Annotated in this window: 12 protein-coding genes; 4 read left to right on the top strand and 8 right to left on the bottom strand. The window is 66.7% G+C overall.

Annotated features, from left to right (window positions below; genetic code table 11):
* Positions 1 to 3 precede the first annotated feature (3 nt).
* The 4 genes from VK682_RS16990 to VK682_RS16975 form a co-directional block, all read right to left on the bottom strand.
* On the bottom strand, positions 4 to 756 hold the full coding sequence (locus tag VK682_RS16990) for an ABC transporter ATP-binding protein (protein WP_324782261.1): 753 nt from the start codon (positions 754 to 756) through the stop codon (positions 4 to 6).
* Between the two features lie 73 nt (positions 757 to 829).
* Complete coding sequence (locus tag VK682_RS16985) at positions 830 to 1,609, bottom strand: ABC transporter ATP-binding protein (RefSeq protein WP_324782260.1); 780 nt, start codon at positions 1,607 to 1,609, stop codon at positions 830 to 832.
* A 99-nt stretch (positions 1,610 to 1,708) separates the two neighbouring features.
* Positions 1,709 to 2,893, bottom strand: a complete 1,185-nt coding sequence (locus VK682_RS16980; protein WP_089848618.1) for an ABC transporter substrate-binding protein — start codon at positions 2,891 to 2,893, stop codon at positions 1,709 to 1,711.
* 204 nt (positions 2,894 to 3,097) lie between these two features.
* A complete protein-coding gene (locus tag VK682_RS16975) occupies positions 3,098 to 4,105 on the bottom strand; it encodes a GlxA family transcriptional regulator (protein ID WP_230797057.1) in 1,008 nt (335 codons plus the stop codon).
* Between the two features lie 236 nt (positions 4,106 to 4,341).
* Here VK682_RS16975 and VK682_RS16970 point away from each other — a divergent pair, with 236 nt between their 5' ends.
* The gene (locus VK682_RS16970; protein WP_089848621.1) at positions 4,342 to 5,712 is read left to right on the top strand and encodes a class II 3-deoxy-7-phosphoheptulonate synthase; all 1,371 of its coding nucleotides are present in this window, start codon (positions 4,342 to 4,344) and stop codon (positions 5,710 to 5,712) included.
* Positions 5,713 to 5,856: 144 nt separating this feature from the next.
* A complete protein-coding gene (locus VK682_RS16965) occupies positions 5,857 to 6,261 on the top strand; it encodes a DUF4174 domain-containing protein (protein ID WP_230797056.1) in 405 nt (134 codons plus the stop codon).
* A 39-nt stretch (positions 6,262 to 6,300) separates the two neighbouring features.
* On the opposite strand, the gene ggpS is transcribed toward VK682_RS16965, so the two are convergent.
* The 3 genes from ggpS to VK682_RS16950 are packed head-to-tail and all read right to left on the bottom strand — an operon-like array spanning position 6,301 to position 9,707.
* Positions 6,301 to 7,797: a glucosylglycerol-phosphate synthase gene (gene ggpS / locus VK682_RS16960; RefSeq protein WP_089848625.1), complete on the bottom strand. Its 1,497-nt coding sequence runs from the start codon at positions 7,795 to 7,797 to the stop codon at positions 6,301 to 6,303.
* A gap of 3 nt (positions 7,798 to 7,800) precedes the next feature.
* Positions 7,801 to 8,574 (bottom strand): HAD-IIB family hydrolase, encoded by a 774-nt coding sequence (locus VK682_RS16955; RefSeq protein WP_089848627.1) that lies wholly within the window; start codon positions 8,572 to 8,574, stop codon positions 7,801 to 7,803.
* Positions 8,571 to 9,707: an NAD(P)H-dependent glycerol-3-phosphate dehydrogenase gene (locus tag VK682_RS16950; protein ID WP_269062040.1), complete on the bottom strand. Its 1,137-nt coding sequence runs from the start codon at positions 9,705 to 9,707 to the stop codon at positions 8,571 to 8,573. Before VK682_RS16950 ends, VK682_RS16955 begins: the two co-directional genes overlap by 4 nt.
* A gap of 397 nt (positions 9,708 to 10,104) precedes the next feature.
* Here VK682_RS16950 and VK682_RS16945 point away from each other — a divergent pair, with 397 nt between their 5' ends.
* On the top strand, positions 10,105 to 11,022 hold the full coding sequence (locus VK682_RS16945; protein WP_230797055.1) for a UTP--glucose-1-phosphate uridylyltransferase: 918 nt from the start codon (positions 10,105 to 10,107) through the stop codon (positions 11,020 to 11,022).
* Between the two features lie 98 nt (positions 11,023 to 11,120).
* On the opposite strand, the gene VK682_RS16940 is transcribed toward VK682_RS16945, so the two are convergent.
* Positions 11,121 to 11,768 carry a PAS domain-containing protein gene (locus VK682_RS16940; RefSeq protein WP_230797054.1) on the bottom strand — a complete coding sequence of 216 codons (648 nt, stop codon included), beginning with the start codon at positions 11,766 to 11,768 and terminating at the stop codon, positions 11,121 to 11,123.
* 278 nt (positions 11,769 to 12,046) lie between these two features.
* Between VK682_RS16940 and VK682_RS16935 the strand changes: the two genes are divergently transcribed.
* Positions 12,047 to 12,937, top strand: coding sequence for a YicC/YloC family endoribonuclease (locus tag VK682_RS16935; RefSeq protein ID WP_324782259.1), 891 nt, complete (start codon positions 12,047 to 12,049; stop codon positions 12,935 to 12,937).
* Position 12,938 lies beyond the last annotated feature (1 nt).

Raw genomic sequence — 12,938 nt, 5'->3', positions numbered from 1 at the left:
GCCTCAGCCCCCCAGAAAACTGCGCCGCACCTGCGGATCGGCCAGCAGATCCTGCCCGGTGCCGGTAAAGGCATTGCCGCCCTGCACCAGCACATAGCCCTTGTCGGCGATCTCCAGCGCCTGCCGGGCGTTCTGCTCCACCATCAGGATCGGAATGCCGGTGCGCGAGACCTCGATGATGCGGTCAAAAAGCTCGTCCATGACGATGGGCGACACCCCCGCCGTCGGCTCGTCCAGCATCAGCACCGACGGCTTGGTCATCAGCGCCCGGCCCACCGCCACCTGCTGGCGCTGCCCGCCGGAAAGCTCGCCCGCCGCCTGCCGCCGCTTGTCGCGCAGGATCGGAAACAGGCCATAGATCTGCTCCATCGTGGCGCGCAGATCGTCGCGGCGCAGGAAGGCGCCCATTTCAAGATTCTCTTCCACCGTCATCGACGGAAAGATGTTGCGGGTCTGCGGCACGAATCCCATGCCCTTGGCCACCCGCGCCTGCGGGCTGAGCGTGGTGATGTCCTCGCCATCCAGCACCACACGGCCCGTGCGCAGCGTCAGCATGCCGAAAAGCGCCTTCATGGCGGTGGACTTGCCCGCGCCATTGGGGCCCACGATCACCGCGATCTCGCCGCGCTCCACCGCGATGGTGCAGCCCTGCAGGATGTCGGCGCCGCGCCCGTAGCCCCCCGTCATCGCCTCGCCGATCAGGAACGGCGCCGGCGCCGCAGGGGTCGCGGCAGGCATCGTGGCGTTCTCGGTCATGAGCTTGCCCCTTCCAGCGGCTGAAAATATCCCGGGGGTATGGGGGCAGCGCCCCCATGGCGCAGCCCTGCCGTCATCCGACCATATCCTTGTTCTTGAGCCCGGTGCCCAGATAGGCCTCGATCACCGCCTCATTGGCCTTGATCTCCTCCACCGTGCCCTCGGCCAGCACCCGGCCCTCGGCCATGACGATGACCGGATCGCAGAGCCTGCCGATGAACTCCATGTCATGCTCGATCATGCAGAAGGTGTAGCCGCGTTCGCGGTTCAGCCGCAGGATGGCATCGCCGATGGTGTTGAGCAGGGTGCGGTTCACCCCCGCGCCGACCTCGTCCAGAAACACGATCCTCGCCTCCACCATCATGGTGCGGCCAAGCTCGAGCAGTTTCTTCTGCCCGCCGGACAGGTTGCCGGCCTTTTCATCCTTAAGATGGGAAATCGTCAGGAAATCAAGAACTTCATCGGCTTTCTTCAGCAGCGCCGCCTCTTCCTGCGCGATGCGTCCGCGCTGGAACCACGAGGCCCAGAGCCCTTCGCCAGTCTGCCCGCCCGGCACCATCATCAGGTTCTCGCGGCAGCTCATCGAGGAAAACTCATGCGCGATCTGGAAGGTGCGCAGCAGCCCCTTGTGGAACAGCTGGTGCGGGGCAAGCCCGGTGATGTCCTCGCCCTCCATCAGCACGCGGCCCGATGTGGGCGGCAGCGCGCCCGCGATCACGTTGAACAGCGTGGTCTTGCCCGCGCCATTCGGCCCCACCAGCCCGGTGATCGAGCCGGTCTTGATGGTCAGGCTGGCGCCGTCCACGGCGCGGAAGCCGCCAAAATGGCGGTGCAGGCTTTCGACCCGGATCACGTCCTTACTCCCCGGTGCGCCGCTTCGGCGCCTTTGTTCTTTGTAAAACAGCCCGGGCGCATCCGTCCCGGGCTGTCCAGTCGTCCTGTCGGAACGGTCTTACTTGAAAGAGACCGTCTCGAAAGTGGCGTCCTTGATCTCGTAATAGCGGTACGACCCGGCGGCTTCACCCGCCCCGATCAGTTCCACATTGGTGGCGCCCACGTAATCCACGTCGCCGCCGGAGGCAAGGATCTCCAGCGCCTTGCCCAGCTCGCCGGGCAGGATCGGCTCGCCGGGGGCATTGGCCACGTCCAGAAGATTGGCCGCAACCGCCGCCGAGGAGGGCTCGCCGCCCTTCATCATCGCCAGCGCGATCAGCGCCGCCGCGTCATAGCTTTCGCGCGTATAGGTGCTTTCCGCGACGATGCCTGCCGCTTCGGCAGCCTTGGCGAAGGCATCGGCGCCTTCCCCTTCGGCCCATGGCACCGACCCGAAGGATCCTTCAAGATCGCCGCCGAGATCGGCCAGCAGGGTTTCGGAATACATGCCGTCGCCAAGCGCAAACGTGTCGAAGGCGCCGGAATCGAGCGCTGCCTGAATCATGCCCTTGCCGCCGGAATCGGCGTAACCCAGCACGACCAGCGCGTCGCCGCCCGCAGAGGCCAGCGCCCCCACTTCGGCGGAATAGTCGGCCTTGTTGTCCTCATGCGGCGAGGTCAGGGTGATCTGCCCGCCGGTGCCGGTGAAGGCCGCCTCGAAGGCATCGGCAAAGCCCTTGCCGTAATCGTTGTTGGTATAGGTCACGGCGACCGAGGAGATGCCGCGCTCCTGCAGGATCCCGGCCAGAACCTCGCCCTGACGGGCATCCGACGGGGCGGTGCGGAAGAAGAGGCCATTGTCCTCGACCTCGGACAGCGCCGGAGAGGTGGCGGAGGGCGACACCATGGGCACGCCATTGGGCACGGCCACGTTGGACAGGACAGCACCGGTCACGCCCGAACAGTCGGCCCCCATGATGGCCACGATGCCATCGGTGGTGACCAGACGTTCCGCGGCGGCGGTGGCGGCGGCGCTGTCGACGCAGGTGCTGTCGGCGCGCACGGACACGAGGGTGACGCCCTCGAGGAACTTGCCGCTGTCATTGACCTCGATCATCGCCAGCTCTGCCGCGTCGCTCATGGCGGGGGTCAGCGATTCAATGGGCCCGGTATAGCCCATGATGACCCCGATCTTGGCATCATCCGCCATCGCTGTCCCTGCGGCAAACAGGGGCAGGGCGGAGGCCATAAGCCACTTTTTCATTTCAGTTTCTCCCTAGTGGAACTCGCGCTCTGGCCAGAGCCTATGCGCGTCATATGCAAAAGAAAAGGGCATTTGGTGGCGGCCCGGGCAGAGGGTCCGGCCGGGGTGCGGGGAAGGGAGAGGCCGCAGGGGGCGCTGCCCCCGAAGCCCGTTCCGGGCTTCTCCCCCGGGATATTTGTGGTCAGAAGAAGGTGGGGGCCGGGGTCAGTCCTCGGCGCGGGGGACGGATCCGGCGGGGCTGCCCTGACTGCCGCGTTCGCGATAGGGCGTGGTCTGGTAATGGGCGCGGTAGCATTTCGAGAAATGCGAGGGGCTGGCGAAGCCGCAGGCCAGCGCCACGTTGATCACGCTCATGTCGGTCTGCATCAGCAGGTTGCGCGCCTTCTGCAGGCGCAGTTCCATGTAATAGCGTTTCGGGCTGCGGTTGAGATAGCGGCGGAACAGCCGTTCGAGCTGCCGGGTCGACATGCCGACCTCGCGGGCGAGCAGCGCCGGGCTGAGCGGATCCTCGACATTGGCCTCCATGCGGTGGATGACCTGCGCGAGCTTGGGATGGCGCACGCCGATGCGGGTGGGCACCGACAGGCGCTGCGTGTCCTGATCGGTGCGGATCGCGCTGTAGATCAGCTGGTCGGCCACGGCATTGGCCAGATCCTCGCCATGGTCATCGGCGATGAGCTTGAGCATGAGGTCGATGGAGGAGGTGCCGCCCGCGGTGGAGAGCCGGTTGCCGTCCATGACGAAGACCTGCTTGGTCAGGGTGACCTCCTCGAATTCCTCGGCGAAGCTGTCGTGGTTTTCCCAGTGGATGGTGGCGCGCTTGCCGTCGAGCAGCCCGGCCCGCGCCAGCGTCCATGCGGCGGTGCAGAGCCCGCCGATGGTCAGCCCGCGCCGGGCCTCGCGGCGCAGCCAGTTCAGCAGCTTGCGCGTGGTGCCCAGATGCACGTCGAGCCCGCCGCAGACCAGCACCGTGTCGTCGCGGGAGAGTTCGGGCAGCGGGCAGTCCAGCCGCACCGGCACGCCCGCGGAACAGCTGATGCTGTCGCCCTCGGCGCCGGTCAGCACCCAGCTATAGAGCGTGCGGTCGGCCATGCGGTTGGCGATGCGCAGCGCCTCGAGGGCTGCGGAGAAGCTGAGCAGGGTGAAATCGGGCAGCAGAACGAAGACGAAGCGGCGCGGCCTCGGATCGGTGGCGGGGCGCGGGTCCGGCATGGGCAAGTCCTTGGCGGGGCTGGGGCGAAGCTGGCGGTCGGGCGGGCGGAGCGGCAGCCCCCACCGGGCGGGAAGGCCACGCAGCGTCAAGGCATGTCGGTTTTGTATCTTTTCCGCAAGCCTTCGCAGCGCCGGATCGGCGAATTCGTACTGGTCTTGACAGGTTGCCTTCTGTATAGGCGGGAGACGTTTTTGCGAAGACGTTTACGCTAACGGAGTGTCGTCGGGAGAGAGCCATGACCGAGTGGAGCAAGTCGAGCTGGAGATCGAAGCCGCGGATCCAGATGCCGGATTATGAAGATCAGGCAGATCTGGGAGCCGTGGAGGCGCAGCTGTCCAAGTATCCGCCGCTGGTTTTTGCAGGCGAGGCCCGCAGGCTGCGCGAGGAGCTGGGCAAGGCGTCGCGCGGCGAGGCGTTCCTGCTGCAGGGCGGCGACTGCGCCGAGGCCTTTGACCAGTTCTCCGCCAATGCGATCCGCGACACCTTCAAGGTGATGCTGCAGATGGCCATGGTGCTGACCTATGGCGCCAAGGTGCCGGTGGTGAAGGTGGGCCGCATGGCGGGCCAGTTCGCCAAGCCGCGCTCTGCCCCCACCGAGGTGGTGGACGGCGTCGAGCTGCCGAGCTTCCGCGGCGACATCATCAACGAGCTGGCCTTCACCGCCGAGGCGCGGCGTCCCAACCCGCAGAAGATGCTGCAGGCCTATACGCAGGCCGCCGCCACGCTGAACCTGATCCGCGCCTTTTCCACCGGCGGCTATGCCGACGTGCATCAGGTCCATGCCTGGACGCTGGGCTTTGTGGAGGGCGAGAAGGCGGCGCGCTACCGCGATCTGGCCAACCGCATTTCCGACACGCTGGATTTCATGAAGGCGGCGGGCATCGACAGCAACCGCTCCGCGGCGCTGCATCAGGTGAATTTCTACACCTCGCACGAGGCGCTGCTGCTGGAATATGAAGAGGCGCTGACCCGCGTCGACAGCACCTCCGGCAAGTGGCTGGCGGGCTCGGGCCATATGGTCTGGATCGGCGACCGCACCCGGCAGCCCGATGGCGCCCATGTGGAATATGCGCGCGGCGTGCTGAACCCGATCGGGCTGAAATGCGGACCTTCGATGACCACCGAGGATCTGAAGGTGCTGATCGAGAAGCTGAACCCGCAGAACGAGGCGGGGCGGCTGACGCTGATCTCGCGCTTTGGCGCGGGCAAGGTGGCCGAGCATCTGCCGCGGCTGATCCGCAGCGTGCGCGAGATGGGCGCCAATGTGCTGTGGGTCTGCGATCCGATGCATGGCAATACGATCAAATCGGCCTCCGGCTACAAGACGCGGCCCTTTGATGCGGTGCTGCGCGAGGTGCGGGAGTTCTTTGCCGTGCACAAGGACGAGGGCACGGTGCCGGGCGGCGTGCATTTCGAGATGACCGGTCAGGATGTGACCGAATGCACCGGCGGGCTTTATGCGCTGTCCGATGACAACCTGTCGGACCGGTATCACACCGCCTGCGACCCGCGGCTCAATGCCTCGCAGTCGCTGGAGCTGGCTTTCCTTGTCGCCGAGGAGCTGACCGCGCTGCGCGCCGAACGCCCGGCGGCGATGAACGGCTGAGGCGAGGCCGGGGGCGCTGCCCCCGGACCCCCGGGATATTTGGAGCCGAAGGAAGGGGCGGGGGCCGAGGGGCCGCCGCCCTTTTTGCGTGTCCGGCGCGGGCTGAGCGCTAGGTCCTGCTGGAGAACTGGCAGGAGGTTTGCGATGCGAGGGATGATGCGGACGGTGATGGCGGCGGGGCTGGTGCTGGCGGCGCAGGGCGCGCGGGCGGAGCCCGAGCCGGATCTGGCGGCGCTGCGCTGGCAGGCGCGCCCGCTGCTGGTCTTTGCTCAGGGGGCGTCGGATCCGCGCTATGTGGCGCAGATGGCGCAGCTTTCGGAGGCCGGGGGCGCGCTGCGCGCGCGCGACATGGTGCTGTTCGGGGATACGGCACCGGAGCGGCAGGGGGCGCTGCGGGCGCGGTTTGCGCCCGAGGGATTCCTGCTGGTGCTGATCGGCAAGGATGGTGGCGTGAAGCTTGCCACGGAGGAGGTGACACCGCCCGAGGCGCTGTTTGCGCTGGTGGATGCCATGCCGATGCGCCGCCGCGAGATGCGGCAGCAGGAGTGACGGGCGGCGCAGGGCGCGCGCCGCCCGGAACGAGGTGGCTCAGGCGGCTTCGGGCGCAAAATCCTTTGGCGAGAGCAGCGCCAGCTGGTCGCGGGCCCAGTGCCGGGTGTCGCGCTTGCTGACCGCGCTGCGCAGCAGGGCCATGCGGGCGCGGCGTTCCGGCTCCGGCATGTCCATGGCGAGATCGATGGCGAAATCCATGGCGCGGCTGGAGAACGGATTGGTCAGCACCGCCGCCCCCAGTTCCACCGCCGCCCCGGCAAATTCCGACAGCACCAGCACGCCGTCGCCATCCTTCCGCGCGGCCACATATTCCTTGCAGACAAGGTTCATGCCATCGGCCAGCGGCGTGATCCATGCCACATCGGCCACCTGATACCACGCCACCAGTTCCTCGAACGGGACGGCGCGGGAGATCAGCGCCACCGGCTGGAAGGTGAAGCTGCCGAAGCGGCCATTGATTCGGCCCGCGATTTCCTCCAGTTCCTTCTGGATCGGCTCGTAGACGGTCATGGCGCGGTTGGCAGGCACCGAGACATGCAGCAGCCGCACCTGTCCGCGCAGGTCGGCGCGGCGTTCCAGCAGCCGCTCGAAGGCCAGAAGCTGGTCGGCGCCGCCCTTGGTGTAATCGGTGCGCCCGACCGAGAGCAGCAGCTTGCCCTCGCCGATTTCAGAGCGGAAGCGGGTGGCGCGTTCGTCGGTGGCCTCGTTTTCGGCGAGCCCCTTGATGTAATCGGTATCGACACCCACCGGTGTCACGCCCAGATGCACCACATGCCCGGTGTCGAGATGGATCTCGGTGGGCATGGTGCGGTCCGACAGCGCCGAGCCTTCGGAGATCAGATCGGACGGCACGGGTTTGCGCGGCACATTGCCCACATCGCGCAGGCTGCGCACGCAGGAGACGAAGTTGGCGGCATAGCGCGGGATGTGGAAGCCCACCACATCGGCGGCCAGCAGCGAATCGATGATCTCGCCGCGCCAGGGCAGCACGTTGAACATGTCCGCCGAGGGGAAGGGCGTGTGGTGGTAGAAGGAGATGCGCAGATCGGGGCGCATCTGGCGCAGATAGCCGGGCACCAGCCACAGGTTGTAGTCATGCACCCAGACGGCGGCACCTTTGGCGGCTTCCGAGGCGGCGGCCTCGGCGAAGGCCCAGTTCACTTCCTTGAAGGTGGGCCAGTCCACCGGGTCGTAGTTATATTTTTCCTTGAAGCCGTGCAGGATCGGCCAGAACGCCTCCTTGGAGGTGATGTGGTAGAAGCTGCTGACCTGTTCGGCGGTCAGGGGCAGGCGCGACACGGTGTATTTGCCGAAGCTGTCCTCGATCTCCACCACCCGGTCGAAGCCGGGGTTGGAGGTGTCCTTGGCTTCTTTCCACGCCACCCAGGCGGCCTTCTCGACCGAGCCGAAAAAGCTTTTCAGCGTGGGCACGATGCCGTTGGGGCTTTTGTTCTCGCGGTATTCGGTTTTGCCGTCGACCACCACCTCTTCATAGGGCTGGCGGTGATAGACGATGACCAGATCACTGGACATGGGTCAGACTCCTTCGATGTCGTGCAGTCCGAAGGCGCCGATGGCCTCCAGAATGCCTGCGGCGCCGATGGCGCGCGCCGTATGGACATGGGGCAGGCCGCTGACCTCGGCCAGCAGGGCGGGCTCGGCGCCGCCCACGGCCACGGCGGGCAGCCCGCATTGCAGCATGGACAGATCGTTGAGCGTGTCACCGGCGGCCAGAACGCGGGTTTCCTCCAGCCCCAGATGGGCGACCAGACGGCGCAGCGACGGACCCTTGGAGATGCCGCGCGGCAGCACGTCGAAAAAGCGGTTGTCCGAAATCAGCGGATCATGGCCCAGATCCCGGACCTTGTCGCTGGCCGAGGGATCAAAAGTTTCGGCATCCAGATCATAGCTGATCCGGTAGCGGAACGGCGTCGGCTGCAGCGTCAGGCCGGGATGGCCGTCAAGGGCTGCGCGCACCGTCTCGCCGGCATCGCCCCATGTGGCGGCGATTTCTTCCTCCAGCGGCGCCAGCGGCGTGACCTCGCCGCCCTGCAGCCGGGCGATGGTGGTGCCGACGTCGCCCACCACATATTCCGGCCATGGCACGCCGCCTGCGCAAAGCTCGCGGATGAAACGCGGATCGCGCCCGGTGACGAAGATCAGCCCGACGCTGTCGCGGTTCGACTCGATCCAGCGATAGAGCCGCTGCCGGTCCTCCTCGCTGCCACCCAGAAAGGTGCCGTCCAGATCGGTGGCCAGCACCATGCGGGTGGTGGCGATGTCACGGGCGGGGAGCGCGTCAAGGCTCATGCGGGATCTCCTTCGGCGGGATGCAGGAACAGGTCAAGCGCGCGGGGCTCGCCCTCGATGGGCGCGGCCCAGAGCTGCTGAAAGGTTTGGGTCAGGGGGGCTGCCTCGTGCAGGACGGCATGTACCGCCTCGCAGATCGGCATGCGCACGCCCAGACGGCGGGCCAGATCCACGACCGAGACGGCGTTGACCTCGCCCTCGACCACAACCGGCTTGCCGTCGAAACATTCGGCGCGCGGCAGGCCGCGGCCCAGCTGCGTGCCAAGCGCCATGTTGCGCGAGGTGGTGGAGGAGCAGGTCAGCGTCAGGTCACCCGCCCCGGCAAGCCCGGTGACGGTTTCCCGTCTGCCGCCAAGGGCTTCGGCCAGAAACTTCATCTCGTCCATGCCACGCGTGATCAGCGCCGCGCGGGTGTTTTCCGCAAAACCGGCGCCGGTCATCATGCCGCAGGCGATGGCGATGACGTTCTTGACCGCACCGCCCACTTCGACGCCCACCAGATCGTCAGAGACATAGGGGCGGAAGGCATCGGTCTGCATCGTCATGGCAAGCCGCGTGGCGGGCGCCTGTTCCGGCGAAATCCGGTCGTTGTGACGGAAGGGAAAGGCCACGGTGGCGGCGGTGGGATGGCCAAGCGCGGTTTCCCGCGCAAAGGTCGGACCGGACAGCGCGCCGACCGGATGGCCGGGCAGTTCTTCCTCGATCACATGGCTGAGCAGATAGCCGGTGCCGCGTTCGATGCCCTTGCAGCAGAGCGCGATCAGCACGCCTGCGGGCAGATGCGGACGCAGGGCGCGGGCAATCTCGCGCAGCGTATGCGACGGCGTGACCAGCAGCACCGCCTCGGTGCCGTCCAGCGCCTGCGCCAGATCGGAAAAGGCGCGCAGGCCGTCGGGCAGCGGGATGCCGGGCAGATGGTCGGGATTTTCGCCCGTGTCCGTCAGGCGCTGCACCAGATCGGCGCGGCGGCCCCAGATCCGGGTCTCGCATCCGGCGCGGGCGGCGGTGGCGGCAAGCGCCGTCCCCCAGCTGCCCATGCCGATGACGGTGAGGCGGGAATAGGGAAGGACGCGCCGGGGGCCAGTCTGGCTGCCGGGATGCGCGGGCGGGGTGCGGTGGGTCTGTCCGTCCATGACTGTCTCAGGACCGCCGCCAAGCAAGGGCGGAACGGCCGCAAGGGCTTCTCCGTGGCTGTTTCAGGTGAGTTATAGGATAGGACAAAATGAGCGGATTTCCACCAGTTCCTTGGGCCTTTTCTGCGGGCGCAAAGACGGCGTTTGTGTAAGTCATTGACATAAATAAACCTTTTTATGCTGCGCTGCGGAATGAGAAGCGGGCGCGCATCTGGAAAGCGCATAACCTGTGGGCAATTGATGGAACAACGCGCAGTTTCGTCGGTTGTTCCCTCGTCAACTGCACGCATGGGGACCTGTTTTTGAGTGATCGTTTGACGAATGGCGAAAAGGCCATAACCTATTACCCAATTGCCGCGATGCAGCAGAGATCAGGTCAGTCAGAAGGAGACCCACCGTGAGCACGCCCGAACAGAAGACCCGCAAGGCCAAGGTCAGGACCGCGATCTTTCCGGTCGCGGGATTGGGAACGCGCTTCCTTCCGGCCACAAAGGCAACCCCCAAGGAGCTGCTGCCCGTGCTTGACCGTCCGCTGCTGCAGTTCGCCATCGACGAGGCGCGCGAAGCCGGGGTGGAACGGATCATCTTCGTGTCCCACCCGTCGAAAACCGCCATCGAACGCTATGTGCATGCCGATCCCGAGCTTTGCGCGACCCTGCGCGCCAAGGGCAAGGACGACATCGCCGACAGTCTGGATGCCGCGGCGCTGGATCCGGAACAAGATCAGGTGTTTTTCGTGATGCAGCCCGAACCGCTGGGGTTGGGTCATGCCGTCCTGTGCGCCGTGGATCACGTGCTGCCGGGGCCGGTGGCGGTGATCCTGCCCGATGATCTGATCATGGGCGAAAAAGGCTGCCTGTCCGAGATGCTCGACGCCTATGAGACGGCGGCGCCCGGGCACATGGTCGCCACCATGGCGGTGAAGCGCGACGAGGTGCATGCCTATGGCGTGCTGGTTCCCGAGGGCGAGGCCGAAGGCCGCCTTCTGCCCGCCTCTGGCATGGTGGAAAAGCCCGATCCCGACGAGGCCCCGTCGCTGCAGGCGGTGGTCGGGCGCTATGTGCTGGACGGGTCGATCTTTGACGATCTGCGCGGTCTGCCGCCGGGTCGCGGCGGTGAAATCCAGCTGACCGACGCCATCGCCAAAGGTGCGGAGCGCGTCGGGCTCTGTGGCTTCCGCTTCAGCGGCACGCGGTTCGACTGCGGGTCCAAGGTGGGCATGCTGCGCGCCACGCTGGCTTATGCGCATCTGCACAGCGAATATGACGCGGTGCTGCAGGAACAGCGGCCGGTGCTGGCGCTGGCGGCAGAGTAACAGCCCGAACCAAACCGCCCCAAGCTGCGGGCGGGGCAGGTGACAGACAAGGGCCTGCGCGGCGCATCCCGGATGCCGCGCAGGCCCTTTTTGCGGGTTCAGTCGTTGGACACGATCAGCCGCAGATAGGGCGCGCGCTTGGCAGGTGCTGCCACAGGTCGGATCGGTGCCGGGCTGAAGGTCGCGGGCGGTTCGGCAAAGCCCTGACGCTGCGGCGCGGGGGCCGGTGTCATCGTGGCGGACAGCCCCGGCGTGACCTCGGCATGGAGGATGCCGAACCGGCGCGGGGTGCGCCCGATCCGCCCCTGCGACACCAGCACGCCGATCATCCGCGTCATGTCCCCCATGTCGGAGCGCAGCGGCAGCAGCAGCATCTGCGCCTCGATCCTGCCCTTGCCGAAGCCTTCCTCGCCGCGCAGGTCGATCCGCGCCAGCGCGCCTTCGGCAAACACCCGGGCCACCGCCTCTCCCATGCTGTCGCGGTCCTCGGGCGCGATCAGCGCCGAAAGCGGCATTCCGGCGGTTTCCATCCCCATCAGATCGTTGAGATGGGTGCCCGCCACCCGCAGCTTGGCCAGAGAGGGCGCGATCCGTTCCGCCAGAAAGGCGTAAGGCAGCGCGCTTTCGATCCCGCGCGGGTCGATCTGGCTGCGCAGCGGCACCTGACCGTCACCTGCCAGCGCCCGCCAGTAGCTTTCCACCAGCCGCAGGGGCGCCGCGCGCCGTTCCTTTTCGCGATCGGTCATCGACACCACACCCTGTTTGTTGTCACCGCTTCCGCACATCCCGCGCACTCCTTCGCATCGCTTGCGCTGCCGGTCGGAGCCCCCGTTCCACCTTGCCCGCCTGTCTTCGTTCTGTCCTCCATATTAGTCAAATTGTGGCCGAAATCTGCCCCATTTATGGCCAAAAGGTTAACGCCTGTGGAACCCGCCCGGCTGGACACGCTGGCGTGCTGACTGTAGGCCTTTGATAAGAGGCGCATCCATGCAGAGAAGCGCGGTCTTAGCACATGAGGAGCAGAATGCGGCATTCCATGACCGGATTTGCGGCGCAGAGTGGCGAGTTCGCCGGGATGCGCTGGCTTTGGGAAGTGCGCGGGGTCAATGGCAAGGGGCTGGACCTGCGCCTGCGGCTTCCCGAATGGATCGAGGGGCTGGAGCCCGCAGTGCGTGCCGCCATCGGCGCACGGGTGGCGCGGGGCAATGTGCAGGTCACGCTGAAGCTTCAGTCGGGCGGCGACGAGGGCGCCTGCGATCTGGACGAGGCGGTGCTGGGGCGGATCCTGCCCGCGCTGCGCCGGATCGAGGCACAGGCGGCGGCGCAGGGTCTGGTGCTGCGCTCCTCCAGCGCGGCAGAGATCATCGCATTGCGCGGCGTGCTGGCCACCGGCACCACGGTTTCTGACGTGGCCGCCCTGCGCGAGGCGCTGATGGCGAATTTCCAAAGCGCGATGGACCAGTTCGCGGCGATGCGCGAGGGCGAGGGCGCGGCGCTTGCCACGGTGCTGGCGGCGCAGCTTGACGAGATCTCGCGGCTGACCCGGTCGGCTGCCGAGGCGGTGGAGGCCCGGCGCGACGATCAGGCCAAGAAGCTGGCGCTGGCGCTGGCGCGGGTCGGCGATGCCGCCCCCGGCATGGATCCCACACGCGTCGCGCAGGAGCTTGCGCTGATCGCCGTCAAATCCGACGTGACCGAGGAACTGGACCGGCTGGAGGCGCATGTGTGGGCGGCGCGCGAGCTTCTGGCGGCAGAGGGCGCGGTGGGCCGCAAGCTCGATTTCCTGATGCAGGAATTCAACCGCGAAGCGAACACGCTCTGCGCAAAATCTGCCTTCGCGGCATTGACGCAGATCGGTCTGACCCTCAAGACGGTCATCGACCAGATGCGCGAACAGGTGCAGAATGTGGAGTGAG

It is taken from the genome of Salipiger marinus (genome assembly GCF_035481585.1).
GTDB classification, from domain to species: domain Bacteria; phylum Pseudomonadota; class Alphaproteobacteria; order Rhodobacterales; family Rhodobacteraceae; genus Salipiger; species Salipiger marinus.
The sequence above is the reverse complement of the archived record's forward strand: the minus strand, read 5'-3'. Positions and strand labels throughout refer to the sequence as shown.